The organism is Labrys sp. F242 (assembly GCF_057813875.1).
The window spans coordinates 3,078,954-3,104,044 of sequence record NZ_JBVASG010000001.1 but is presented as its reverse complement, the minus strand read 5'-3'; the positions used below and the strand labels follow the sequence as shown (position 1 = coordinate 3,104,044).

Here is a 25,091-nt window from a genome sequence, read left to right as displayed (position 1 = left end):
AACAGTGATGGAGCAAGGTAGGATGAAGGTCGGCATTATCGGGCTCGGCTATCGCATGGGCTATCTCGCCCGCATCTTCAGCCTGATGGTGCCGGGCTTCACCGTGGTGGGCTATGTCGACCCGGCACCGGCGGGCCTGGGCTACATGAAGGAGCATGGCATCGAGGCGGGGCGGGTTCATGACAGCCCCGAGGCCTTGCTCACCGCCGAAAAGCTCGACCTTTTGATGGTCGGCTCCCCCAATGCGATGCATCTCGGCCATATCCAGGTTGGGCTTGAGCATGGCGTGAAGGTCTTCGCCGAAAAGCCGGTGGTGACCTCGCAGGAGGACACCTTCAAGCTGCTCGAACTCCTGCGTATCCACGGCACCGACAGCGTGATGGTCGGCCTGGTGCTGCGCTATGCCTCGCTCTATCGCGATCTCACCCGCATGCGGGACGAGGGCGTGCTGGGCGACATCGTCTCGATCGAGGCGTCCGAGCATCTGGCGCCCTATCACGGCGCCTTCTTCATGCGGGACTGGCGGCGCTACCAGCATTATTCCGGTGGTTTCATGCTGGAAAAATGCTGCCACGACATCGACCTCTACCAGGGCCTAGTCGGCTCTCGCCCGGTGCGGGTGGCAAGTTTTGGCGGCCGCCGCACCTTCCTGCCGGGCAATGCCCCGAATGCCCAGGGCGTCAACGATCTCGAAGTCTATCATCGCAAGCCGAGCGGCTGGCTGAGCACCGACAAGGTGTTCGACTCCGATGCCGACATCATCGACTTCCAGGTGGCGATCGTCGAATTCGAGAACGGCGTCGCCCTCAACTTCCACACCAATATCAACGTACCCGACGAGTTCCGGCGCTTCTGCGTGATCGGCTCCAAGGGCATGGCGGAAGGGGACTTCGTGCGCAATTATTTCCGGGTGCACGACGCCCGCACTTCGGAAAAGCTGGTCGACAAGACCTACGAGATGACGGAGCTTTCGGCCCATTACGGCGCGGACGAGCAGATGGCCGCCGATATTGGCAAGCATCTGATCGAAGGCGCTCCGCTGCCGGTCTCGGTGGTGGACGCGCTCGCGGCGGGCCTGACCGCCATCAAGATGGACGAGGCCCGAGCCAGCCGAGCCGTACTCGACCTCACCGACAGTTGGCGCCGCTTCGACGAGGCGCTGACCGGCGGGTAATACCGGGCCTTCGAAGAGTTATTTTCTGGGATTGCAGGCATCCTTGCCCATAGGCGCTAACTTTGCGGACAAAGGCGCAGGTTCTTACCCTCCCCTGGAGGGGGAGGGTCGACACACAGTGTCGGGGTGGGGTGATTTCTTGGCAGAAAAAGCAGTCATATCAACGAAAAATTGCGCAATTTCACCCCACCCCGGCCTTCCAGGCCGACCCTCCCCCTCCAGGGGAGGATAAGAAATTGGCGCTCGCCGGATTTAAGTCAGCGCTCGTGGGCATCCTTGACGGCTCTTCCCATTCATCCGCCGAATCGCTTCCAAGAGCAGGCAGAAATGCCTGTGATCCCAGGAAGAGTCGGCTTCAATCTGACCTGGTATGAGCCCTACAGTTCCACCACGCGGTTCGGCAATTGGTTCCGCGGCTGGCTCTCGGGCGGGAAATGCTGTGCCAGCAGGCCCCCGCATTGGCCGATAGCGGCAATCAGGCCGTCGGCGAGACGCCCGGTCGCGGCAGCCTTGGTCAAGCCGGTGACCGTATCGTCCCAGACCTGTTGCTCGACCTTGGCATTGATGCCCTCGTCGGCGATCAGTACGGCCTGCCGCTCGGCCATGGCGATGAAGATGAGGAGGCCGGTGCGGTCAGCAGTCTGCTGCAGGCCCTGGGCCAGGAACTGGCTGCGGGCCGTCAGCATCACCTTGTGGCGGCGCATGGGCGACGGCGCAAACCAGAGCCGCACGCGCCGCGGCCAGCTCAAGGCCGTCACCACCGTGAAGACGGCGATCTGGATCAGACTGAGGGTGAGCAAGCCCTTCCTGAGGCCGGAAACCATGTCGACCTGGCTGAAATTGCCGCTGCTCCAGTCCGCTCCGAACAGCGAGGCGTGCAGCAACCCGGGTGCCAGCAGACCGATCAGGACAGGAGTAAGGAGCACCGCGACCGCGCCCAGGGTCACCGGAATCCAGCGATAGCTCGCCACGGCATGGCTGACGACGCAGTAGATCTCGCCGGACGTGTTCGCTTCCGCCGCGGTGATGGCCGCCGCAATGCGCCGGTGATCGTCTTGGGTCAGCACCCGGGTCATCTCACCAGCTCCCACTCGAACCGCCGCCGCCGAAGGAGCCGCCGCCGCCCGAAAAGCCGCCGCCGGACGATCCTCCCCCACCGCCCCAGCTCGAACCACCGCCCCAGCCCGACGAGGTCGGGATGAAGATGGGGCCGGAGCCGCGCCGCCTGGCGCCCGGTCCACGGGGGCCGCCGCGCAAGGAATCGATCCAGCCGGAGGCGATCACGAAAATGAAGAACAGGACGAAGAGAATCACGAAGACGGTCTGCGGATCGAAGCCCTCGTCACTGCGAGCACCATCCTTGGCCCGCTGCTTCCATTCGCTCTCATTGTTGAGCAGCACGTCCTCGATGGCGGCGACACCGGCCTTGATGCCGGCCGGCATGTCGCCAGCCTTGAACTTGGGCAGGATGGCCTGCTGGATGACCACGCTGGAGAGCGCGTCGGTCAGCGTGCCTTCCAGCCCATAGCCGACCTCGATGCGTACCTTGCGTTCATTGGGGGCGACGATGAGCAGCACGCCATTGTTGAGCTTGCCCTGGCCGATGCCCCAATGACGGCCGAGCTGATAGCCGTAATCGGCGATTTCCAGGCCTTCCAGGCTCTTGAGGGTGACGACGACGAGTTGGTCGCTCGATTTGTCCTCCAGCGCTTTCAGGGACTGGTCGAGGCTGGCGCGCTCGCCGGCGGGAATGATGCCCGCCTGGTCGACCACGCGATCCGTCAGCGCGGGAAAGTCGAGGGCGAAGGCGGAGGAAAGGAAGAAAAGCAGCAAGGCGACGGCGGCGCAAAATGGTGTGCCGATCTTCTCAACTCCATCGCGAGATGGAGCTGAGAAGACCGGCACACCAAAAAGGACGCGTCCATACATCCGCTTCGAAGCCTCAGTTGAAGTTCACCTTGGGAGCCGCCTGGTTTTCCGGTGCGGCGCTGAAGGTCTCCATCGGCTTGGTGCCGCTGTAGAAGATCGCCTTGTAGATGCTCTGCGGGAAGGTGCGCAGGTCGGTGTTGAAGACCCGGACCGCCTCGATATAGTCCTTGCGCGCCACGGCGATGCGGTTCTCGGTGCCTTCGAGCTGCGATTGCAGCGACAGGAAGTTCTGGTTCGATTTCAGGTCCGGATAGGCTTCCCGCAAGGCGATCAGGCGGCCGAGAGCACCGGACAGGCCCTGCTGGGCCTCCTGGAACTGCTTGAACTTGTCGGGATCGGTGATCGTGCTGGCATCGATCTTCACGCTCGTCGCCTTGGCGCGGGCCTCGACCACTTCGGTCAGCACCTTTTCTTCCTGCTTGGCATAGCCCTTCACGGTTTCGACCAGGTTGGGCACCAGATCGGCGCGGCGCTGATACTGGTTCTGCACTTCGCTCCAGGCGGCCTTGGCCTTTTCCTCGTCGGTGGGAATGGTGTTGATGCCGCCGCTGACCACCAGCCCGACGACAACCACGATGACGGCAATGATCGCAAGAATTCGTGCCAGTCCCGACATGCAAGGGCCCCCTTTTGTCGCGCCGACGATGAGCCGGCCATCATGTCCTTATATCGACGCGACCGGCAGGGGCAAAGCATCCCGAAAAACAGCCCACAGGCCAGTCGGGCGTTGTCACGGCGTGATAACGCCCGCTGTTGCATGAGAAGAGCCGGAACGTTCGGCACGACGGCAGGCAGGGGGAAGTCATGAGATCCTATGTCATTCTGCGTCGACCCAAGGCGGACGCGCCCGGTCGAATGGGGCTTGAGAGGCTCCAGCCCAAGCCGCCGGAAATCACGGTCGAGAACCTGCCCGACCATGCCCTGCCCGAGCTGGATGCCGATCCAGATACCTCCTATGCCGAAAACATGCCGACGGCGCTGATCGAACCTCTGGACAGCCCCGCACCGGCAGTGGCCGGCGCGGATTGGGGGATCGCGGCTGTCGGCGCCGATGCCAGCCCCTTTACCGGCGCCGGGGTCACGGTTGCCGTGCTCGATACCGGCATCGATGCGGCCCATCCGGCCTTTGCCGGCGTGACACTGGTCGAGAAGGATTTCACCGGCAGCGGCAATGGCGACGTCAAGGGCCATGGCACCCACTGCGCCGGCACCATTTTTGGCCGCGACGTCGGCGGCCAGCGTATCGGCATTGCGCGCGGTGTCGGCAAGGCCCTGATCGGCAAGGTGCTCCGCAATGATGGCAAGGGCGATTCCGGCATGGTCTTCGAAGCCCTGCAATGGGCTCTGAGCGAGAAGGCCGACATCGTCTCCATGTCGCTCGGCTTCGATTTCCCGGGCCTGGTGAAAAACTTGACCTCGGAGGGCTGGGACATCGAGCCGGCCACCTCGATGGCACTGGTCGGCTATCGCAGCAATCTGCGCATGCTCGACACCATCATGGCCATGCTCAAGGCCCATGGCGCCCTCGGCACCTCGCCGCTGGTGGTGGCGGCGGCGGGCAATGAGAGCAAGCGGGCGGCCGTGACGCCCTATCGCATCGCCGCATCCCTGCCGGCCGCGGCCGATGGCGTGATCGCGGTGGCTGCGATCGGGCGGGACGCCGACACCTACAAGGTGGCGCCCTTTTCCAACATGCTGGCGGCAGTGGCGGCACCCGGGGTCGACATCACCTCGGCCTGGCCTGGCGGCGGCCTTCATACCATCAGCGGCACCAGCATGGCCTGCCCGCATGTCTCGGGCGTGGCCGCCTTGTGGTGGCAGGCGCTCGAGCAGAAGGGCATCAGCGCCAGTGCCGCCAGCGTCGGCGCCCGTATTCTCGCCAGCGCCCGCCGGAACGTGTTCCCCGCGGATGTCCCCGAGGTCGATATCGGCCAGGGCATGGTCACGGCGCCGCCGGCAAACTGACGGCAGCGCTCGCTCAGACGAGGAGGGCGGGAGACAGCGGATCCGCCCGATCGAAGGGCTGCTGCAAGGCTCCGACCGTTGCCGGGGCGGCGTCTGGCCTCGCCTGGGTGATCGCCGCGTAGAAGGAAAAGAAGCTTCCGGCGGGGTAGCGGATCAGGGCATCGCAGCGGGCCAGCAGCAGCATTTCCACCAGGGCGTCCTCGAAGCCTGCTGCGGCGGCACCGGGCGCGTGCAGTTCCCCGGCGGCGGGCGGGCGATAGGTCTTGGGACGGCAGATCACGCCGGGTACCTGGGCCCTGAAAGCGGTCTCCACCTCGACGCTGTCGGTGCAGAGCAGTACCGGGGCCTCGTGGCCGAGCCTGGCGCGAGCGGCCTCGACGGCCCGCCGGCAGCGCTGGAGGGCGGCGTCGAAGGAATGCCAGGAAGGCGCGTGCCCCATGATGTCGCCGCCATTGCCATGGCGCATGTGCAGGCCGATCACCGGCGCTTGTGGAAGCTGGGTTCGCCGGAAATCCTCGACCGCTGCGGCGATGGCGGGCAGGGGACGCAGGGCTGCGAGACAGGCATGCGCGTCGGCGAAGGGGAAATGCTCGCTCGACAGGCAAGCATGGAAGGCGACCGTCGCGGCTGGAAAATCCTCGCCGGCCAGGATCGCGGCCACCGCCTTGTCCCGTTCCTCGGGATAGGAATCGGTCGGCATCAGCCATGGCATGGCCAGCATGCCCGGCTGTTCCCAGGCAAGCGGATAGGCCGGCCGGGGCAGATCGGCGGTATCGAGCTCGTCGCCGGTGATCAGCGGCACGCCGGCAAGCGTGGGCCCGGCTTCAAAGCAGTGTGTAAAAAGGTTGCCGGCGCCCGGCGCATAGCGGGCGTGGCGCCAGTCGACCACCAGCGTGCGCGCGCTCAGACGCGCGAAACGCCAGGCTGCGCAGAGGCAGACGAGCCGGTCGCCCAATCCCGTCTTGCGCAGCGACAGGGCATAGCGACCGGCATCAGGACGGGCCGAGACGGGATCCGGCACGTTTCCCGTCTATTTCCTGGCCTCGAGCGCGGCCTGTGCGGCCGCCAGTCTGGCGATCGGCACGCGGAAGGGCGAGCAGGAGACATAGTCGAGCCCGGTGCGCTCGCAAAAGGCGATTGAGGCCGGGTCGCCGCCATGCTCGCCGCAGATGCCGAGCTTGAGATTGGGCCGCTGCTTGCGGCCACGTTCGACGCCGATCTCCACCAGCGCGCCGACACCCTCCTGGTCGATCGAGACGAAGGGATCGATGGCGAAGATGCCCTTCTGCACATAGGTGCCGAGGAAGGAGGCCGCGTCGTCGCGCGAGATGCCGATCGTGGTCTGCGTCAGGTCGTTGGTGCCGAAGGAGAAGAATTCGGCGCTTTCGGCGATCTCGCCAGCACGGATTGCCGCGCGCGGCAGCTCGATCATGGTGCCGACCTGATAGACCAGCTTAACGCCCTTCTCCTTTTCCACCGCCTGCGCCATGGCATCGATGCGCGCCTTGACGAGGTCGAGTTCGGCTCGCGTCGCCACCAGCGGCACCATGATCTCAGGCGTCACCGGCTGGCCGGTCGAGGCGGCAGCTTCGACCGCCGCCTCGAAGATGGCGCGCGCCTGCATCTCGGCGATTTCCGGGAAGGCGATCGCCAGGCGGCAGCCGCGGAAGCCGAGCATCGGGTTGAACTCGTGCAGTTCCTGGGCGCGGGCCCTGAGCTTGGCGGCCGAGGCTCCCATCGCGGCCGCGACTTCGGCGACCTCGTCTTCCGAATGCGGCAGGAACTCGTGCAGCGGCGGGTCGAGCAGACGGATGGTGACCGGCAGGCCCGACATGATCTCGAAGAGCTGGCGGAAATCCTCGCGCTGCATCGGCAGGAGCTTGGCGAGGGCGGCGCGCCGGCCCTTCTCGTCGTCGGCCAGGATCATCTCGCGCATGGAGACGATGCGGCCCTCGTCGAAGAACATGTGCTCGGTGCGGCACAGGCCAATGCCCTCGGCCCCGAAGCTGCGCGCCTGGCGGGCATCGGCCGGGGTTTCGGCATTGGTGCGTACCTTCATGCGCCTGACGCCGTCGGCCCAGGTCATCAGCTCGGCGAACTCGCCGGAGAGCTCGGGCTGTACCATGGCGATCTTGCCGGCGAGCACCTGTCCCGTCGAGCCGTCAATGGTGATGACGTCGCCCTTCTTGTAGGTCTTGCCACCAGCCACCAGCGTGCCGGTCGCGGTGTCGACGCGGATGCTGCCCGCGCCGGAGACGCAGGGCTTGCCCCAGCCGCGGGCCACCACGGCGGCGTGCGAAGTCATGCCACCGAGACGGGTGAGGATGCCGGAAGCAGCCAGCATGCCCTTGATGTCCTCCGGGCTGGTTTCCTGGCGCACCAGGATGACGGTCTTGCCGGCTGCCTTGCCGGCTTCGGCCTCGTCGGAGGTGAAGACGATCTCCCCGGAGGCCGCGCCAGGGGAGGCTGGCAGGCCGCGCGCGATCTCGATGCGTTCGGCCTTGGGGTCGATCGTGGGGTGGAGAAGCTGGTCGAGGGCGCCCGGGTCGATGCGGCCGACGGCCTCTTCCTGCGTGATCAGGCCTTCCTTGGCCATTTCAACCGCGATGCGCAGCGAGGCCTTGGCCGTGCGCTTGCCGGAACGCGTTTGCAGCATCCACAGCTTGTTGTCCTCGACCGTGAACTCGATGTCCTGCATGTCGCGGTAGTGCTTCTCGAGCACCTTGGTGATGCCGACGAATTCGGCGAAAGCGGCAGGCATCGCCTCTTCCATCGAGGGCTTGTTCGAGGCGCCTGCCTGCGCGGCGGCCTTGGAGATCGGCTGCGGCGTGCGGATGCCGGCCACCACGTCCTCGCCCTGGGCGTTGATCAGGAACTCGCCATAGAGCGCGTGCTCGCCGGTGGACGGGTTGCGGGTGAAGGCGACGCCGGTGGCTGAGGTATCACCGCGATTGCCGAACACCATGGCCTGCACATTGACGGCCGTGCCCCATTCGGCGGGGATGGCGTGCAGCGAGCGATAAGTGATGGCGCGCGCGTTCATCCAGGAAGCGAAGACAGCGCCGACAGCGCCCCAGAGCTGTTCCTGCGGATCCTCGGGGAAGGGCTTGCCGAGCTCTTCGAGCACCAGAGCCTTGTATTGGCCGACCAGTATCTTCCAGTCCGCGGCCTGGAGGTCGGTGTCGAGCACATAGCCCTTGCGCTCCTTATAGGTGTCGAGGATCTCCTCGAAATGGCCGTGGTCGACGCCGAGCACCACGTCCGAGAACATGGTGATGAAGCGCCGGTAGGAATCCCAGGCGAAGCGCTCATTGTTGGAGGCCGCCGCCACCGCAGCGACCGTGGTGTCGTTGAGGCCGAGATTGAGCACCGTATCCATCATGCCCGGCATCGAGGCGCGCGCGCCCGAGCGCACCGAGACCAGCAGCGGATTCTCGGCATCGCCGAAGGCCTTGCCGGTGATGCGGCCGATCTCGGCCAGGGCCGTTTCGACCTGGCCCTTCAGCTCCGGCGGGTAGCTGCGGTCATTGGCGTAATAGTAGGTGCAGACTTCGGTGGTGACGGTGAAGCCGGGCGGCACCGGCAGGCCCAGATTCGACATCTCCGCCAGGTTGGCGCCCTTGCCGCCCAGCAGGTTCTTCATGCTCTGTTCGCCTTCGGCCTTGCCGTCGCCGAACCCATACACCCACTTCGTCATTGCACTTCCTCAGTGATTTCGGATTGGCCGATTGCGCCGGCACGTATTTGGCGCAGAGCCTTTCCACAGCCGGCCGATAAATTCAATTCTTCAAACGTCTAAATCGATAGGTTGGACGGATAACAAAATGTGTCAGAGTGTAATAATTGCGCGTGATCCCGCTTTTGTCTGAAGAACGGGCACGTCTAGAGCGCGATATGTCTGATTAATCGAGCCGAATCGTTGAAGATGGCGGGGAGACAGTATCAGGGACCGCTGTCTTCCGGCCGGCCCTTCCTCTCCAACCAGCGTTGCGTTTCCAGGAGCCGGCTGGAAGCCAGCGGTCCCAGCAAGGCTCTGCGGCCATTTTTCCCCTTGCCTTAACCGGCCCGGGCCTCGAAAACGCCAGTATACCAATTGCAGGAGCGTGCATGTCGACTTTCAAGGCTCTCGTCGTCACCAAGCCCGATAGCGGCTATGCCTGCAACTTCGCCGAGTTCGACGAGCGCGATCTCATGGACGGCGATGTCACAGTGCGCGTCACCCACTCGACCGTCAACTACAAGGATGGCCTCGCCATTACCGGCAAGGGACCGGTGGTACGGCGCTTTCCGATGATTCCGGGGGTCGATTTCGCCGGCGAGGTGATCGCCACTTCCAGCAAGGACTGGGATCCCGGCGACCATGTCATCCTCAATGGCTGGGGCGTGGGCGAGACCCATCTCGGTGGTTATGCCGAGCGGGCCCGCGTCAAGGGCGAGTGGCTGGTACGGGTGCCCTATGGCATGACCCATGCGCAGGCGATGGCTGTTGGCACCGCCGGCTACACCGCCATGCTCAGCCTGATGGCGCTGGAGGCTCATGCCATCACGCCTTCGCGCGGGCCGGTGCTGGTGACCGGGGCTGCCGGCGGCGTGGGTTCCACGGCAGTCGCTTTGCTGGCTCGGGCCGGCTACAGCGTGATTGCCTCCACCGGGCGGCCTGAAGAAGCCGACTATCTCAAGAATCTCGGTGCCGCCGAGGTGATCGATCGTGCCGAGCTGACCGGGCCCGCGCGCCCCCTCGGGAAGGAGCGCTTTGCCGGCGCGGTCGATACGGTCGGCTCGCTTACCCTCGCCAATGTGCTGTCGCAGATCAAATATGGCGGTGCCGTCGCCGCCTGCGGCCTCGCCGGCGGGGCCGACCTGCCATCCAGCGTGATGCCCTTCATCCTGCGCGGGGTCTCGCTGCTCGGCATCGATTCGGTGCAATGCCCCCAGGTCGTCCGCCAGGAGGCTTGGCGCCGCCTCGCCAACGAACTCGACCGCGACAAGCTCGACGCGATGACGAGTTCGATCCCCTTCGACGAGGTCCGCGAAACCGCCGCCAACATTCTGGAAGGCAAGGTGCGCGGCCGGGTCGTGGTGGAGATCGGCTGACGGTTCGGCAAAGGTCCGATGCGGTATAGCTTGCACGACCTTTGTCATTGCCGGGCTTGACCCGGCAACCCAGCTTCAGCCGCCGAACCGCTGGATGCCCGGGTCGAGGCCCGGGCATGACAAAAAGCTGCGTTTCTTTCTTAAGCAAACCGCAGGGGGACAGGGCCGGCTGGGCCCCTCCGTTTGCAGGGCGCCTCCTCAGTGGGCGTTCCTCTTCCTCATGCCAAGGCTGCCATGCGCAAGGATCTTATTCTGGGCATCGTCCTCGTGCTGGTCGGGGCCTCCTGCTATGGGCTGCAATCGACCTGCGTGACGCTCGCCTACGGCCAGGGCTATTCGCCGGGCGAGGTCATCGGCACTCAGTTCGTCATCGGGGCCATCGCCCTCGGCCTGATCAAGCTGGCCAGCCAGATGCGGCCGTCCAGATCGGGCGCAGTGCGGGTGCGTTGGCCCGATCGGCTCAAATTGATCGCCGGCGGTGCCAGCATCGGCTTCACCGGCTCGTTCTATTACCTGTCGGTTGCCTATACCTCGGTCTCGGCCGCGATCGTGCTCCTGATGCAGAGCGTGTGGATGGGCGTGGCGCTCGATGCCGTGCTGAGCCGGTCCTGGCCGTCGCCGATCAAGCTGGCATCATCCGCATTGGTGCTGCTCGGCACCGTGCTGGCAACCAATCTCCTCGGGGATACAGACCATCTGAGTGTCCTCGGCATCACCTTTGGCCTGCTGGCGGCCGTGAGCTATACGGCCGTGATCTGGTGCTCCAATCACGTGGCCGTCCATGTCGACGTGATCAGCCGGAGCTTCCTGATGGTGTTCGGTGGCGCGGTGGTCGCGGTGCTCATCGCGCTGCCGCAACTCTCGGTGCGGTTCGATCCGAGCATCATCTGGGGCTGGGGCCTCGTCATCGCCCTGTTCGGCACGGTGCTGCCGCCCTTCCTGTTCAACAAGGGTATTCCAGCCACAGGCGTCGGCCTTGCGGCGATGCTCTCCTCCGTGGAGCTGCCGGTGGCGGTCGTCATGGCCGGCCTGATGCTGCACGAGGCCTTCCTGCCCTCGCAATGGGCCGGTGTCGGCATCATTCTCGGCGCGATCGGGTTGGCCAATGTCGGCGCTGGACGGGCGGCAGCTTGATGCCGCCTAGCCGGACGATTGTTCCAATGGTGCCGATTTCCTGCTATTCAGGGCTTTAAAGGGATAACCGAAGCGCTGCCTCGAAACCCGACATCCTTGGCCTCACCAGGCGGATCGTCGGAACCATCCCGATCCCGGACGTGAGGTCTCATGATCGGGAAGACCAGATGGATCGCCGCGTCCTACTCCTTGCACTCGCTACTTTCGTCACCGGCACCGCCGAGAACATCGTCATCGGCATCCTGCCCGACATTGCCGGCGGGCTCGGTGTTTCCATCGGCCTTGCCGGCCAACTGACGGCAGTCTTTTCGATCACGTTTGCGCTCGCAGCTCCTGCCGCCCTGCTGTTGACCGCGCGTTTGGAGCGCAAGGCCGCCTTTGTCGCGGCCCTCGCGGCCTTCGTCCTTTGCAACCTCCTCGCCGCAGCCAGCCCCGGCTACGGCGTGTTGTTCGTCGCCCGCGTCGGCATGGCGGCGGCGAGCGCCACCATCGCCCTGCTGGCGACCATGCTGGCCACCGAACTCGTCGACGAGAGCATGAAAGGCCGGGCGATCGGCGTGATCTTCATGGGGGTCAGCGGCTCACTGGTGCTCGGTGTGCCGATCGGCATGCTCGTCTGCTCGCTGGCGGGTTGGCGCAGCGTGTTCCTGGCGCTCGCCGCCCTGGCGGTCGTCGTCCTGATCGTCTGCCGCCTGAAGCTGCCCGATGTCGGGGCCCGCCGGCAGGGCACGCCCGATTACCTCGCCCATTTGCGATCGCGCCCCCTGGTCTGCGCACAGCTGGTGTCGATCCTGATGATCTCAGGCCATTTCGTGCTGTTTGCCTATTTGGCTCCCTATCTCGGTGGTGTTCTCGGCATCGCCGGAACCGGGATCGTGCTGGCCTTCATCGCTTTCGGCGTTGCCGGTGTGTCGGGTGGCTATCTCGGCGGCCTCACCGCCGACAAGCTCACGCCGCGCCGGGCGATCGTGCTGGTGCCGCTGGGCTATCTCACAGCGCTCATGCTGATCCCGCTCGCGGCCGGCACGAGCCTGTCCTTCTTTCCGGTGATGATGGTCTGGGCCTGCCTGAGCTGGATGATCTCGCCGGCGGTGCAGAGCTTCCTGATCGCGATGGGGCCGGATACCGCCGAAGCGGGGGTGAGCCTCAATCTTTCCGCCATGCATATCGGCGTCGGCCTGGGCACGGCCCTGGGCGGCGTCGCGGTGGAACGGGTGCCGATCAGCTCTCTGCCGGGCATCGGCGCGATCCTGGCCGCCATGGCCTTGATGATGGCAATGCTGGCCTATCGGGGCGCAGGCAGGCGGGCTGGGATGGCGATGTAGCGGGAGAGCGAATAACCCCCCGGCTTTACGGGTGAAGCGGCGAACGAGCCGGGGCGGATGCTCAGGATTCTCCGGTTCCCTCCAGCACGGGCCTCAGCTTCGTCAGCGCTTCCCAGCCATGGTCCATGAAGGCGCGGACCTTGGCCGAGTGCTTGAGATCGGGATGGGTCAGGAGCCATAGGCCGGCGCCGACGCCCGGCAGTGGCTCTGACAGGCGCGGCAGCGGCAGGGTATCGCCGATATAACAGGGCAGCAGGCCGACCCCGAACCCCGAACGCAGGGCCTCGGCGACGCCGACAATGGTGTTGAGGCGCATCATGATGCGCTCGTTCGGCACTTCGCGTTCCACCCAGCGCGCCGGCGGAATGTTGGAAAGCCCTTCGCCGGTGGCGATCCAGCGCTCGGCGAAAAGGTCGGTGAGTTCGGCTCCCTTCAGCCGCTCCGGGCCGTAAATGGCCCAGGCAATAGTGCAGACCCGCCGGCCGACCAGCGTGTCCGGCGGCGCGGAGGTGGCACGGATCGCCACATCGGCGTCCCGCTTGGACAGGTTCAGCGGCAGGTTGGAGACCACGACGTCGAGGCGGATGTCGGGAAAGCTGGTCAGGAAACTGGTGAAAACAGGCATCGTCAGGTGGGCCATGATGCTGTCATTGGTGGTGACGCGCAGTTCCCCCGACGGCTTGACGTCCCGTCCCGCAACGCGGCGCTCGAAGCCGCTGATGTCGTCGGCAATGCGGCCGGCGAGGGCCACCATCTCCTCACCGGCCGCGGTGAGGGCGTAGCCGCTGCGCCCTCGCTCGAACAGGCGGGCGCCGAGCAATTCCTCGACGGCATTGATGCGGCGAAACACGGTGGAATGATTGACCCCGAGCGCGATTGCCGCACCCACCAGGGATTTCGTCTCCGCCACGGCGCGGACATAGCGATAATCATCCCAATTGGGGGATGGACGCTGTAGAGCGGAGTCAGAAACGGTCATACAGGCGCCCCTGGCGACAAGAAACGCGGATCCAGCGAAGGCTTTCTATTGTTAGCATCGGTGAGCAACGGTGCAAGATCGACTTGCTGGCGGCAATTCGGTCCGTGTTTTCATAGCAAGCATATTCGTCATTGCGAGCGCAGCGAAGCAATCCAGTCTTCGCAATATCGTGGGCTATGGCCCCTGGATTGCTTCGCTGCGCTCGCAATGACGGGTCGATTGGGCTTGTGGGTGCCGAGTACGAGAGCAAAGCGCGTTTAGCCGGAAACGCTTGTTTGCTCTCGCTCTTTGGTTCCAAGCCAATCCTACGGATTGGCTTGGGCGTCTTTGCGATTCTTGGCGATTCCGCCAAATCGTAAAACGCTTCAGCCCTCGATGCGCGAGAAGTCGGCGACGCTGCGGGTTGCGGTCCGGATCTCCTCGAGCAGCTTCAGACGGTTGAGACGCAGAGCGGCATCCTCGGCATTGACCAGGATCTTGTCGAAGAAGGCGTCGACGGGCCGGCGCAACTGCGCGAGGGCCGTCATGGCGCCTTCATAGTCCTCGGTCGCAATGGCGGCAGCGACAGCCTGCTTGGCCGTCTGCAAGGCCATCTGCAGGGCTTTCTCCTCCGGCTCGGTGAGGAGAGAAGCGTCCGCACCGCCGGAATAGGCGCCGGCGCCGTCCTTCTTCTCCTCGATGCGCAGGATGTTGGCGGCGCGCTTGGCGCCAGCCAGCAGTGCCTTGCCGTCCTCGTTGCCGAGAAAGCGGCCAAGAGCCTCGACCCGGCGGACGATGAGCAGGAGATCGTCCTGCCCGCCCAGGCCGAACACCGCGTCGACGAGGTCGTGGCGTGCGCCCTGTTCGCGCAACTGCACCTTAAGGCGATCGGCGAAGAAGGCCAGGAGATCGCCGGCGATGTCATTGCTCTTGGCGAAGGGCGCCTGGGCGATGACAGCCAGAAGAGGCAGGCGCAGCTCGTTGTCGAGGACCAGGCGGATGACGCCGAGAGCGGCCCGGCGCAGCGCATAAGGGTCCTTGCTGCCGGTCGGCTTCTCGTCGATGGTCCAGAAGCCGACCAGTGTGTCGAGCTTGTCGGCGAGCGCCACGGCGACCGCAACCGGATCGGTTGGCGCACTGTCGCCGGCGCCCTTGGGACGGTAGTGATCTTCGATCGCGGCGGCGATGGCGGCGTCCTCGCCCTGGGCGGTGGCATAATAGCGGCCCATCAACCCCTGCAATTCGGGGAATTCGCCGACCATTTCAGTGGCGAGATCCGCTTTTGCCAGCTTTGACGCGCGTTCGGCCTTGGCTGGATCCGCGCCGACGGCTGGCGCCAGCGCCTTGGCCAGGGCGGCGATGCGATCGATGCGCTGGCCCTGCGTGCCGAGCTTCTCGTGGAACACCACGTTCGAGGCGATGATCTTGGCGAGGCGCTGGTCGAGCGGCTTGCCTTCTTCCTCATAGCCGGGCAGCGGCCTCTGGTCGGTCTCCCAGAAGAATTTGGCGTCGGACAGGCGCGCGCGGATGACGCGCTCATTGCCGGCGACGATGGCCTCGCCGCCATCGACAGCCTCGATATTGGCGATCAGGATGAAGCGGTTGGCCAGGCGCCCCGTCCTGGGATCACGCACCACGAAGCATTTCTGGTTGGCGCGGATGGTAGCCTGGATTGCTTCATCCGGCACGGAGAGGAAGCTCTCCTCGAACGAACCCATCAGCACCACCGGCCATTCCACCAGGCCGGCAGCTTCATGCAGCACCGCATCGTCCTCGACCAGTTCCAGCCCCTGGGCGAAAGCGAGGTTGCGGGCGTCGGTGAGGATGATGTCGCGCCGGCGGGCCGGATCGAGCACCACCTTGGCGGCCTCCAGCTTGGCGACATAATCTTCGAAGCGCCTGATCTGGATGGTGCCCGGCGCCATGAAGCGGTGGCCCTTGGTGGTGTCGCCGACGGCGACGCCCTCGATCTCGAAGCGCACCACCTCCGGGTCCTCGGTCTCGGGACCGAAGGTGCAGATGATGGAATGCAGCGGGCGCACCCAGCGCAAGCTTCCCGACCCCCAGCGCATCGATTTGGGCCAGGGAAAGGTACGCACGACTTCCGGCACGATCTCGGCGATGAGTTCGGGCACGGCGCGGCCGGCTTTCTCCACCACCGCGACGTAGAACTCGCCCTTCTTCGGATCGCTCTCGATGCGTGCCTGATCGAGCGAGGCGAGACCGGCGGCCTTCAGGAAGCCCTGGATCGCCCCGTCGGGGGCGCCGACCCGGGGACCCTTGCGTTCCTCGCGCGTATCGGGCTGGCGGATCGGCAGGCCGTGCACGGTTAGCGCCAGGCGGCGCGGCGTGGCATAGGCCGAGGCGCCCTCATAGACGACGCCGCGCTCGACGAGCGCATCCGTCACCATTTTCTTGAGGTCTTCAGCCGCCTTGGCCTGCATGCGGGCGGGGATTTCCTCGGAGAAGAGTTCGAGCAGAAGGTCGGGCATGGGATCGGTTTCGAAGTTGGGCGACCCGGAAGGTCGAATGAAGGAGGCGAGGACGTGTCGGGCAAGGGAGAGTTGGGGAGAGCTAGGCTCCACCTGCCTCGGTCCTGACCCAGGCCTCGCCGCAGGCCTTGGCGAGCTCGCGCACGCGCAGGATGTAGCTCTGGCGCTCGGTCACCGAGATGGCGCCGCGGGCATCGAGCAGGTTGAAGCGGTGGCTCGCCTTGATGCACTGGTCATAGGCGGGCAAAGCGAGCTGATGCCGCTCGCCTTTGTCGCCGGCCGCGAGCAGGGCCTTGCACTCCTTTTCGGCATCGGCGAAGTGCTGCTTGAGCATCTCGATGTCGGCATGCTCGAAATTATGCCGCGAATATTCCTGCTCGGCTTGCAGAAAGACGTCGCCATAGGTCACCTTCTCGGCGCCGTCGCGGCCGTTGAAGTTGAGGTCGTAGACGTTCTCGACGCCCTGGACATACATGGCCAGGCGCTCGAGGCCGTAGGTCAGTTCCCCGGAGACGGGACTACACTCTTGACCAGCCACGATTTGGAAATAGGTGAACTGCGACACTTCCATGCCGTCGCACCAGCATTCCCAGCCCAAACCCGATGCACCGAGGGTGGGGCTTTCCCAGTCGTCCTCGACGAAGCGGATGTCGTGCAGCAAGGGATCGACGCCGATGGCGGCGAGCGAGCCGAGATAGAGGTCCTGCAGATCCGGCGGCGACGGCTTGAGGATGACCTGGAACTGGTAATAATGCTGCAGGCGATTGGGGTTTTCGCCATAGCGGCCGTCCTTGGGGCGGCGCGAGGGCTGGACATAGGCGGCATTCCAGGCCTTGGGGCCGAGCGAGCGCAGCGTGGTGGCCGGATGGAAGGTACCCGCACCCACTTCCATGTCGTAGGGCTGCAGCACGACACAGCCATAATCGGCCCAGTAGCGCTGGAGGGTCAGGATCAGGCCCTGGAACGAGCGTTCAGGGCGCATATAAGCGGGGGTAGCGTCGGCCATCTCGGTTCTCGAAAGTAATAAGCCGTGCCGGGGAAGGTGTTTCCGCCGGTACAGACGTCAGCCCGACCCTTAGAGCAAGATCGACACTGGGGAAACCTGTTTGTGCAGCGCGCGATCCTGTGCCTGTCCGCACAGCTGCCGGGAAGCTCTCATGAGACAAGGGATGCAACGGGACACATCAACCGATCCCGTACAACCAAATCCCAGGAGAGTAGTATGTCCAGGCAATCCCTTCTTCGTACCGGTCTCATCGCAGCCTTGATCTTCGGCTCGGTGGTCGGCTCCATCACCACCTCCTTTGCCGCATCCACCGGCCCCGGTGCGGGCGGCAACGGTGGGAACGGCGGCGGTCGCGGCGCCAGCTCGGGTCCTTCCGGTGGTGGTGGTGGCGGTGGTGGCATCTCACCCGAGGCCCGCCTGATCATCGCGAACCCGCCGCCCTGCCGCACCCATGTCTGCAATCCGCCGCCACGCCCGCCCGTGGTTCGCATCCAGACCAAATTCGTCGATCAGACGCGCTGCACCAATGTCTGGCGCCAGGTAGTGCTGGATGACGGCAGCGTCATCGAGGACCGCACGATGCCGATGCGCAAGCATTGCCGGGTCATCCGCAATTTCGATTGATCGAGCGTCCCAAAACAAAGAAGCAGGTTCGCAAGAACCTGCTTCGACGCGTCTGATAGGCTTGGCGTTAAGAGCGGCCGCACATAGGCATGTGCCATGCCGGGAGGCAGCACCAGGTCTGCCGTCCTCCGGTTCAATCCGGGCGATAGACGCCGCTGCGCGGGTCGCGGCGCAGGTTGATGGCTTCCTGCCGAACGGGCTGGGGCTTGTAGAGTTCGTTGTTCACTCGCTCCCATTCGCGCTTGACCAGGCGAACAAGCACCACGGTCCCAACGAGGCTGGCGACTGCTAGAACGACAGGATGCATGGCAGGCCCTCTTCATTCATCATTTCGTAACTATAAACCGAAACGGGCACGAATTGCACGCCCTTCGAGTGCGGCAAGTACGCCTTCGGTTAATTGCTCACTTTCGGCGGCCGAAAAATGGGCGCCCAGACCAAGGCGCCGGCCCAGCAGACCACGTGACTCCGAGACGGTCTTGAAGCGCACCTTTTCGCCGTAGCGCGCGCGCATGACGGACCGGATGTCCCCAATCGCATCGGCAAGGCCGAACTCGATCGCCTGCGGCGCGAGCCAGAACTCGCCCGAAAAGAGCTGATCGTCTTCGCCCTTGAGCTTGCCGGCTCGGCGCTCCTTCACCAGGGCGATGAACATATCGTGGATGTCGCGCTGCAGGGTGGCCAGCCTTTCGACATCTTCGGGTCTTTCGGGGCGGAAGGGGTCCAGCATCGTCTTGGAGCGCCCGGCCGTATGGACACGGCGCTCGACCCCGATTTTCTCGATCAGCTTGTCGAAGCCGAACGAGGCGGAGACCACGCCGATGGAGCCGAGGATCGAGGCTGGGTCGGCGATGATCTCGTCGGCAGCGCAGGCGATCATATAGCCGCCGGAGGCGGCGACATCCTCGACGAAAGCGAAGACCGGCAGCTTCTTCTCGGCGGCAAGGGCCCGGATGCGGCGCATGATCAGATGCGACTGCGCCGGCGAGCCGCCGGGCGAATTGATCACCAATGCGACCGCCTTGGCACCTTTTACCGCGAAGGCGCTGTCGATGAGCTTGTCGAGCTTGGTCATGTTCAGGCTGGCGCTGAAACGCGAGCCGGTGCCAATGGTGCCCGAGAGCGGAAGGACGGCAACCACGGGAGCCGGGTGGCGCCACTTCTCGGGCAGCAACCGCCGGATCCGGCCGACACTTCGCTTCAACAGATTGTCCGATTGCGGGATATCAGGTGTCGTCAACGCGGCTTCGCCTTTTCCTGTGCAGCATGAAGCGGCGGGCCTCACGAGAAGGTGATGACCGCCTTTGCCGCATATAGGCACGAAATCCCGGCGGGACGATAGGCTGCGGCATCTGCTGAATGCAGGATGAACGGGTCGATCAAGTGGCATTCAGCAGATGATGGGATAGTGAAAGCGGGAAGGAGCGAGAGATAGTCGCCACTCCCCTGGAACCTTCCCGGTTCTGGCAGTTAGTATCATAGTAAGCTGGCCCGTCGGGGTTGGGTCGAGCTTTCGCCGATCTGAATCGCAGGAGGAACGAATGTTTCGCAAGCTCGCTTTAGCGGCCGCCTTGGCTTTCGGCATGGGGGGCGCTGCCATGACCGTGCAGTCGGTCCAGGCCGCGGTGGTTCATCCGGCAGCCAATGCCGGCGTGATCCAGGCCATCGAACAGTCGGCCCCGGCACCGGATGCCGCACAGAAGGTCTATCACCGCGGTCGCCCGCATTATGGCCGTCCGCACTACGGCCGCCCGCATTGGCGTCCACGTCCACACCGCTATTGTCGGGTGAAGCGCGTGCGTGTGCACACCTATTACGGCTGGCGCTGGGTGAACCGTCGCGTCTGCTGGCGCTAACGAACGTTTCGTCCAAGGCGTTTCGCGACTTGGCGGCATCGCCAGGGATCACAAGGATGCGTCGGACCAAAGAGTGAGAGCAAAGCGATGCTCCGTCTGAACGCGCTTTGCTCGAGGGCGTGAATATGAACACCCCCGATCTTGGTTCGGGGGTGTTTCTTCATGCGCAGAGCGGATGCCTTAGAACTCGTCGATGCCGAGTGCCCGCCAGGCTTCGGTCAACTGCAGGGAGATAGGCAGGTTGAGGTTCTCCCCCGTGGGAGTGGGCTGGAGGAACCATCTGCGATAGGTTCTGACCAGCTTGCCCTGTTCGGCCATGGTCGCGAAGGCTCGCCTGACGGCTTCGGCCATCAGCGGATCTTCCCGGCGGAACATGATGCCATAGGCGTCGTAGGTGATGAAATCCCCGACGACGGCCAATGACTTCTGGGCGTGATTGCGGGCGATAAAGCCATAGAGCAGGGCGTCATCGGTCGCGAAGGCATCGGCTTTGCCTGCCGCCAGCATGTCGTAAGACTGCTGGTGGTCGGGAGCCGAGGCGATGATCATGCCAAGCTTGTATTTGTCGTTGAGCTGCTTCAGTGCGGCTTCATTGGTGGTGCCGGCTGTCACCACCAGGGTCTTGCCGTGCAGGTCCTTGTAGGTGTGGATGCCGGAATCGCGTTTGACCAGGAGCTTGGTGCCGGCCACATAGGTGATCGGCGAAAAGGAGACGCTCTTCTGGCGCTCGAGATTGGCAGTGGTCGAGCCGCATTCGAGATCGGCCTCACCTGATGTCACGGCCTCGATACGCGTATCGGAGGTGACGAGCTTGTAGTCGATGCGCACCGGCTTGTCGTGCAGTTCGCGCGAGATCTCCTCCACCACGCCCTTGCACAACTCGATGGCGTAGCCCTCTGGTCCGGCCTGGTCCGGGCGCTTGAAGGAGAAGGGAAAGGAGGCGTCGCGATAGCCGATGGTGATGGCACCGGTGCTGTTCGCCTTCAAAAGGGTGCCGGACAGTTCGAGCGGAAAATATTGCTGCTTGGGCGCGGCCGACAGGTCCTCGCCGATCATGTCTTCGGCCCTGGCGATGCCGATTGCCGCCATCACGATAGCGAACGTGAGCGGAATGAGTTTGTTCAAGGATCTCTCCCGAAAATCCGGGCGGCCGCCGGTCGGCGCCGCCCTCATGCGGCGTGCCGCGACGCAAGAGGCGATTGGCGGCACAAACGATGCTCGATGAGGGCGGCGGCATCGCAGCCGATGCCGCCGCCAGGCGTTCAGGCGTGAGCGCCTGCGGGTGTGGCACCGGCCACGCCGATGTCGTCCTTCTCCGGGCCGAGATCGCCTTCGAACTTGGCGACTGCAGAGGCCGCCAGCGAGTTTCCGATCACATTGGTGGCACTGCGGCCCATGTCGAGGAATTGGTCGATCCCGATGATCAGGAACAGGCCGGCCTCCGGAATCTTGAACTGCTGCAGCGTGGCGAGGATCACCACCAGCGAGGCACGCGGTACACCGGCCACGCCCTTGGAGGTGAGCATCAGCACGGCAGCGATGGTCAACTGGGTACCAATCGAGAGTTCGATGCCATAGGCCTGCGCGATGAACAATGTCGCGAAGGTCGTGTAGGCCATGGTGCCGTCCAGATTGAACGAATAGCCCAAGGGCAGCACGAAACTGGCGATGCGCTTGGAGACACCGAAACGCTCGAGCTGGTCGAGGATCTTCGGATAGGAAGCCTCCGAACTCGCGGTGGAGAAGGCAAGGAGGAAGGGCTCGCGCATGCGGCTGACAAGGCTGGTCATACGTCCGCCGAGCACGAAATAGCCGACGCCGAGCAGGAGTGCCCACAAGATGGCCAGAGTCAGGTAGAAGCCCCCAAGGAACTTGGCGAAGTTGAGGAGAACGCCCGGCCCGGACTTGGTGATGACCGAAGCAACGGCCGCGCATACGGCGAAGGGGGCGACCTTCATCACATAGCCGGTGATGACGAGCATCATATGGGCGATATCGTCTGCCAGCTGGATCAGTGGCTTGCCGCGCTCGCCCAGGGCCATGATGGCGACGCCGGCAAACATCGAGAACACCACGATCTGCAGAATCTCGCCCTCGGCCAGCGATTTGAACAGCGAGGTCGGTACCAGGTGTTCGACGAAGTTCTTGAAACTGAAGGATTCGGAGGAGAGATTGGCTGTGTTCGCGGCCTGATCGGCGATGACGATGCCATGACCGGGCTGGAGGAGATTGGCCATCAGCAGGCCGAGCAGCAGCGACACGATCGAAGCCGATATGAACCAGGCCATGGTCTTGGCGCCGACGCGCCCAAGCGTCGCGGCATCGCCCATATGGCCGATCCCGACGATCAGGGTCGTGAGAACCAGGGGGCCGATGATCATCTTGATCAGGCGCAGGAAGACGGCGCTGACCAGGGACATGTAGTCGGCGACCGAGACAGCCGTTTTCTTGTCGGGGAAGGAATAGAAGCAGGCGATACCGATCGCGATGCCCAGTACAAGGCCTATCATCACGTAGATGAAATTCTTATTCAAGTTGACCCCCCTCATTTGACCTAACGGTTGCATCCGGCGGGATGCAGACAAGCGAGATTTCTCTGGGGCAAATTATCAGACAAACGGCGTTTGAAAGGGCGCTTGCCAAAAATTTGCAACGGATTTGTCATGTTATTGACATAGTTGCACTCCAGCCGGCCGCGTGAGTCAAGCCTTTTCAAAGCGCTTTTGCAGATGTCGACCGGCACATTTCCTGTCGAATATTGACGGGATGTTTTGCTCGAAAAACAGGAGCGTTCACTTTGGTCAACGCGAGGCAGGACCATACCGCCCGTGGTGCAGGCTTCGCGCAGGACAGTGCGGCGGAACGGCGGTGCTGACCGGTGAACTTGCGGTGGCGGCTCAGCCGATGCTTTCTCCACCGTCGACGACCAGGGCCTGCCCGGTCATGAAGGCGGAGCGATCCGAGACCAGGAAGAGGATGGCCTCGGCGATCTCCTCAGCCGTGGCCCAGCGGCCCATCGGGATCTTCTCGCGGACATAGGCTTCGATGGCGGCACGGCCGCCCATCTGGGCGATGAAGGGCTCGTTGAAGGGGGTGTCGACCCAGCCGGGGCAGAGGGCGTTCACGCGCACCTTGTGCCGGGCATAGTCGAGGGCCATCTGGCGGGTCATCGCCACCACGGCGTGCTTGGAGGTGGCATAGGCGATCATCTCCCGGTCGTAGAACATGCCGGAATTGGAGGCGGTGTTGAGGATGACGCCACCGCCAGCCGCGATCATCGCCGGCATGGCGAGCCGGGCCGCAAGGAAATGGGCGCGGACATTGATGCGCCAGGAGGCGTCGAACCCATCGAGGCTGACATCGGTGAGCGGCCCGCCGATCTGGATGCCGGCATGATTGTGCAGGATGTCGATGCGGCCATGGCGATCGAGCGTGCTGCGAACGAGATGCTCGACGGCCGCATCGTCAGCCACATCGGTGGCTACAGCCTCGGCACGGCCTCCCTGCGTGCGGATCCTGTCGGCGGTCGCCTCGCCGGCGGCGGCGTCCCGGTCGGCGACGATCACGACGGCTCCTTCGCGCGCCATGGCAAGGGCACCGGCCTGGCCGATACCCGAGCCCGAACCGGTGACGACGGCGATGCGGCTTTCCAGGATCATGGTCATTCACTCGATGATGGGGAGCAGGGGCGCTATTGGCGCTTGCGCAGCAGGAACTGGGCGAGCAGCACCATCAGCACCGAGGCGACCAGCACCAGCGTGGCGATGGCGTTGATCTCGGGCGTGACGCCGCGGCGGATCGAGGCGAACACATAAATGGGCAGGGTGGTCTGCGGGCCCGCGACGAAGAAGGCCACGATGAAATCGTCGAAAGAGAAGGTGAAGGACAGCAGGAATCCCGCCAGGATGGCCGGGAAGATCTGCGGCAGCACGATGGAGCGGAAGGTGGTGAAGGGCGTGGCGTAAAGATCGCTCGACGCCTCGACCAGGTCGCGGCTCAGGCTGCCGAGGCGCGCGCGTACGATCATGGTGACCAACGCCATCGAGAACAGGCCGTGCGCGGCGATGATCGAGCCATAGCCGAGGCCGAGCCTGGGCGGGGCATCGCCCGGCCAGATCGCCGCGAGCAGCGGATTGGCGAAGGCGAAAACCTGCACCAGCGCCACCAGCGTGGCGATGCCGATGACCACGCCGGGCACCACGATCGCGGCGCCGAAAAGAGCATCGAAGACGAGGCGGGTTCGCGTGCCGACGCGCGACAGGCCGAGGGCCGCCATCGTGCCGAACACCGCCGCCAGCAGTGCACTGCTGGAGGCGACGATCAGGCTGTTGCGCAGGGCTTCCATCAGGAAGGGATTGGCGAGGGCGGTGCCGTACCACTTCGTCGAAAAGCCGACGATCTCGCTGGCGTTGCGGCCGGCGTTGAAGGAGAACAGGACGAGGAGCCCGATCGGCAGATAGAGAAAGGCGAAGACGGCGGCGACGAAGGCTCTCATCAGATCAGGTCCACCTGCCGGGCGCCCGATACGCGTGCCGTGATGCGGTTGGCGATCATGAGCACCACGACCGAGGCGACCACCAGCGTTACGGCGATGGCGGAGCCGAACGGCCAGTTGCGCGATTGCAGGAAGAGGTCGACCAGGGCATTGCCGATGAAGAAGACCTTGCCGCCGCCGAGCAAGGTCGGGATCAGATATTCGCCGAGCAGCAGGATCATCACCAGGCTGAAGCCGGTCATCACGCCGGGCAGGGACAACGGCAGCGTCACGCCGAGGAAGGTCGAGACGGGCCTGGCGCCGAGGTCGGCCGAGGCTTCGAGCAGGCGGCGGTCGAGCCGCTCGAGGCTGACGTAGATCGGCAGGATCATCAGCGGCAGGTAGCCATAGACGATGCCGACCAGCACCGAGCCCGGCGTGTTGAGGAGCCGGATATCGGCAATGCCGATGAGATCGAGCAAGGCCGGGATGCCGCGCGAGCCGAGGATGTACATCCAGGCATAGCTGCGCATCAGCAGGCTGGTCCAGAATGGGATGACCACCAGCGCCAGCAGGATCAGGCGCCAGCGTGGCGGCGCTTTGACGGCGAGGTAATAGGCGACGGGATAGGCCACCAGCAGGCAGGCGAAGGCACCGGCCGGCGCCAGGATCGCGGTGTTCCAGAAGGCAGTGGAGCGTGCGCCGAGATTGGCATATTGCGCAAAAGAGAACGCGGCCTGGTAGCCGCCCTCCGGCGCCCGCTCGCCGACGCTGAAGACGAGCACGGCGATGAAGGGCAGCACCAGGAAGACCACGAGCCAGGCGCTCGCCGGGGCGAGCAGCAGGGTCGTCACGAGTGTGCGGCGGGCGCGGGAGGAGGCCACGGATGAGGTTCCAGTGGAAGGGCGAGCTGCATTGTTGGCAAAATGCGCTCGGTGTGAGGATGCTGTCATTCCCGGCGCCGCCGCAGGTGGCGGGAAGGGAATCCAGGGCCAGGGGCGTCGTGCTGCCCCTGGATTCCCTTCCCCTCGCTGTGCTCGGCCGGGAATGACGGAGCGGC

22 protein-coding genes are annotated in these 25,091 nt (G+C 64.5%); 7 read left to right on the top strand and 15 right to left on the bottom strand.

What is annotated here, in order from left to right:
- The first annotated feature begins 22 nt into the window (after positions 1 to 22).
- Complete coding sequence (locus ACZYTC_RS14615; RefSeq protein WP_488989875.1) at positions 23 to 1,174, top strand: Gfo/Idh/MocA family protein; 1,152 nt, start codon at positions 23 to 25, stop codon at positions 1,172 to 1,174.
- Between the two features lie 377 nt (positions 1,175 to 1,551).
- Here ACZYTC_RS14615 and ACZYTC_RS14610 read toward each other — a convergent pair whose 3' ends face one another.
- Genes ACZYTC_RS14610 through ACZYTC_RS14600 form a run of 3 tightly spaced genes read right to left on the bottom strand, consistent with a single transcriptional unit; the run spans position 1,552 to position 3,719 of the window.
- Positions 1,552 to 2,250, bottom strand: coding sequence for a TPM domain-containing protein (locus tag ACZYTC_RS14610; RefSeq protein ID WP_488989874.1), 699 nt, complete (start codon positions 2,248 to 2,250; stop codon positions 1,552 to 1,554).
- A 1-nt stretch (position 2,251) separates the two neighbouring features.
- A complete protein-coding gene (locus tag ACZYTC_RS14605; protein WP_488989873.1) occupies positions 2,252 to 3,103 on the bottom strand; it encodes a TPM domain-containing protein in 852 nt (283 codons plus the stop codon).
- Between the two features lie 13 nt (positions 3,104 to 3,116).
- Positions 3,117 to 3,719, bottom strand: coding sequence for a LemA family protein (locus tag ACZYTC_RS14600; protein ID WP_434955377.1), 603 nt, complete (start codon positions 3,717 to 3,719; stop codon positions 3,117 to 3,119).
- A gap of 188 nt (positions 3,720 to 3,907) precedes the next feature.
- On the opposite strand from ACZYTC_RS14600, the gene ACZYTC_RS14595 reads away from it, so the two are divergent.
- On the top strand, positions 3,908 to 5,068 hold the full coding sequence (locus ACZYTC_RS14595; RefSeq protein WP_488989872.1) for a S8 family peptidase: 1,161 nt from the start codon (positions 3,908 to 3,910) through the stop codon (positions 5,066 to 5,068).
- Positions 5,069 to 5,081: 13 nt separating this feature from the next.
- Here the strand turns inward: ACZYTC_RS14595 and ACZYTC_RS14590 are convergent, their stop codons facing one another.
- Complete coding sequence (locus ACZYTC_RS14590; protein ID WP_488989871.1) at positions 5,082 to 6,089, bottom strand: nodulation protein NodZ; 1,008 nt, start codon at positions 6,087 to 6,089, stop codon at positions 5,082 to 5,084.
- Between the two features lie 9 nt (positions 6,090 to 6,098).
- Positions 6,099 to 8,765 carry a pyruvate, phosphate dikinase gene (gene ppdK / locus ACZYTC_RS14585; RefSeq protein ID WP_434955380.1) on the bottom strand — a complete coding sequence of 889 codons (2,667 nt, stop codon included), beginning with the start codon at positions 8,763 to 8,765 and terminating at the stop codon, positions 6,099 to 6,101.
- A 410-nt stretch (positions 8,766 to 9,175) separates the two neighbouring features.
- Here ppdK and acuI point away from each other — a divergent pair, with 410 nt between their 5' ends.
- The 3 genes from acuI to ACZYTC_RS14570 all read left to right on the top strand — a co-directional run bounded on the left by acuI (position 9,176) and on the right by ACZYTC_RS14570 (position 12,621).
- Positions 9,176 to 10,162: an acrylyl-CoA reductase (NADPH) gene (gene acuI / locus ACZYTC_RS14580; RefSeq protein WP_434955381.1), complete on the top strand. Its 987-nt coding sequence runs from the start codon at positions 9,176 to 9,178 to the stop codon at positions 10,160 to 10,162.
- A gap of 234 nt (positions 10,163 to 10,396) precedes the next feature.
- Positions 10,397 to 11,296, top strand: a complete 900-nt coding sequence (locus ACZYTC_RS14575; protein ID WP_488989870.1) for an EamA family transporter — start codon at positions 10,397 to 10,399, stop codon at positions 11,294 to 11,296.
- A 167-nt stretch (positions 11,297 to 11,463) separates the two neighbouring features.
- Complete coding sequence (locus ACZYTC_RS14570; RefSeq protein ID WP_488989869.1) at positions 11,464 to 12,621, top strand: MFS transporter; 1,158 nt, start codon at positions 11,464 to 11,466, stop codon at positions 12,619 to 12,621.
- Positions 12,622 to 12,682: 61 nt separating this feature from the next.
- Here the strand turns inward: ACZYTC_RS14570 and ACZYTC_RS14565 are convergent, their stop codons facing one another.
- From ACZYTC_RS14565 to ACZYTC_RS14555, 3 genes are all read right to left on the bottom strand, one after another.
- Positions 12,683 to 13,600 carry a LysR family transcriptional regulator gene (locus tag ACZYTC_RS14565; RefSeq protein WP_434955384.1) on the bottom strand — a complete coding sequence of 306 codons (918 nt, stop codon included), beginning with the start codon at positions 13,598 to 13,600 and terminating at the stop codon, positions 12,683 to 12,685.
- A 365-nt stretch (positions 13,601 to 13,965) separates the two neighbouring features.
- Positions 13,966 to 16,071, bottom strand: a complete 2,106-nt coding sequence (glyS, locus tag ACZYTC_RS14560) for a glycine--tRNA ligase subunit beta (RefSeq protein ID WP_488989868.1) — start codon at positions 16,069 to 16,071, stop codon at positions 13,966 to 13,968.
- Positions 16,072 to 16,153: 82 nt separating this feature from the next.
- Positions 16,154 to 17,053 (bottom strand): glycine--tRNA ligase subunit alpha, encoded by a 900-nt coding sequence (locus ACZYTC_RS14555; protein ID WP_441772851.1) that lies wholly within the window; start codon positions 17,051 to 17,053, stop codon positions 16,154 to 16,156.
- A gap of 240 nt (positions 17,054 to 17,293) precedes the next feature.
- Here ACZYTC_RS14555 and ACZYTC_RS14550 point away from each other — a divergent pair, with 240 nt between their 5' ends.
- On the top strand, positions 17,294 to 17,701 hold the full coding sequence (locus ACZYTC_RS14550; protein WP_488989867.1) for a hypothetical protein: 408 nt from the start codon (positions 17,294 to 17,296) through the stop codon (positions 17,699 to 17,701).
- 133 nt (positions 17,702 to 17,834) lie between these two features.
- On the opposite strand, the gene ACZYTC_RS14545 is transcribed toward ACZYTC_RS14550, so the two are convergent.
- Together ACZYTC_RS14545 and ACZYTC_RS14540 are read right to left on the bottom strand one after the other, a co-directional pair.
- On the bottom strand, positions 17,835 to 18,008 hold the full coding sequence (locus ACZYTC_RS14545; RefSeq protein ID WP_187829741.1) for a hypothetical protein: 174 nt from the start codon (positions 18,006 to 18,008) through the stop codon (positions 17,835 to 17,837).
- A 30-nt stretch (positions 18,009 to 18,038) separates the two neighbouring features.
- Positions 18,039 to 18,941 carry a S49 family peptidase gene (locus ACZYTC_RS14540; RefSeq protein WP_441772776.1) on the bottom strand — a complete coding sequence of 301 codons (903 nt, stop codon included), beginning with the start codon at positions 18,939 to 18,941 and terminating at the stop codon, positions 18,039 to 18,041.
- Positions 18,942 to 19,242: 301 nt separating this feature from the next.
- On the opposite strand from ACZYTC_RS14540, the gene ACZYTC_RS14535 reads away from it, so the two are divergent.
- Positions 19,243 to 19,557: a hypothetical protein gene (locus tag ACZYTC_RS14535; RefSeq protein ID WP_441772777.1), complete on the top strand. Its 315-nt coding sequence runs from the start codon at positions 19,243 to 19,245 to the stop codon at positions 19,555 to 19,557.
- 180 nt (positions 19,558 to 19,737) lie between these two features.
- Here ACZYTC_RS14535 and ACZYTC_RS14530 read toward each other — a convergent pair whose 3' ends face one another.
- From ACZYTC_RS14530 to ACZYTC_RS14510, 5 genes are all read right to left on the bottom strand, one after another.
- Positions 19,738 to 20,682 (bottom strand): amino acid ABC transporter substrate-binding protein, encoded by a 945-nt coding sequence (locus ACZYTC_RS14530; RefSeq protein WP_441772778.1) that lies wholly within the window; start codon positions 20,680 to 20,682, stop codon positions 19,738 to 19,740.
- 137 nt (positions 20,683 to 20,819) lie between these two features.
- Entirely contained in the window at positions 20,820 to 22,067 is a 1,248-nt protein-coding gene (locus ACZYTC_RS14525) for a dicarboxylate/amino acid:cation symporter (RefSeq protein ID WP_434959603.1), read from the bottom strand.
- A 387-nt stretch (positions 22,068 to 22,454) separates the two neighbouring features.
- Positions 22,455 to 23,216, bottom strand: a complete 762-nt coding sequence (locus tag ACZYTC_RS14520; protein WP_434955390.1) for an SDR family NAD(P)-dependent oxidoreductase — start codon at positions 23,214 to 23,216, stop codon at positions 22,455 to 22,457.
- 32 nt (positions 23,217 to 23,248) lie between these two features.
- Positions 23,249 to 24,052, bottom strand: a complete 804-nt coding sequence (locus ACZYTC_RS14515) for an ABC transporter permease (protein WP_434955391.1) — start codon at positions 24,050 to 24,052, stop codon at positions 23,249 to 23,251.
- A complete protein-coding gene (locus ACZYTC_RS14510; protein WP_441772779.1) occupies positions 24,052 to 24,915 on the bottom strand; it encodes an ABC transporter permease in 864 nt (287 codons plus the stop codon). Before ACZYTC_RS14510 ends, ACZYTC_RS14515 begins: the two co-directional genes overlap by 1 nt.
- Between the last annotated feature and the right edge of the window lie 176 nt (positions 24,916 to 25,091).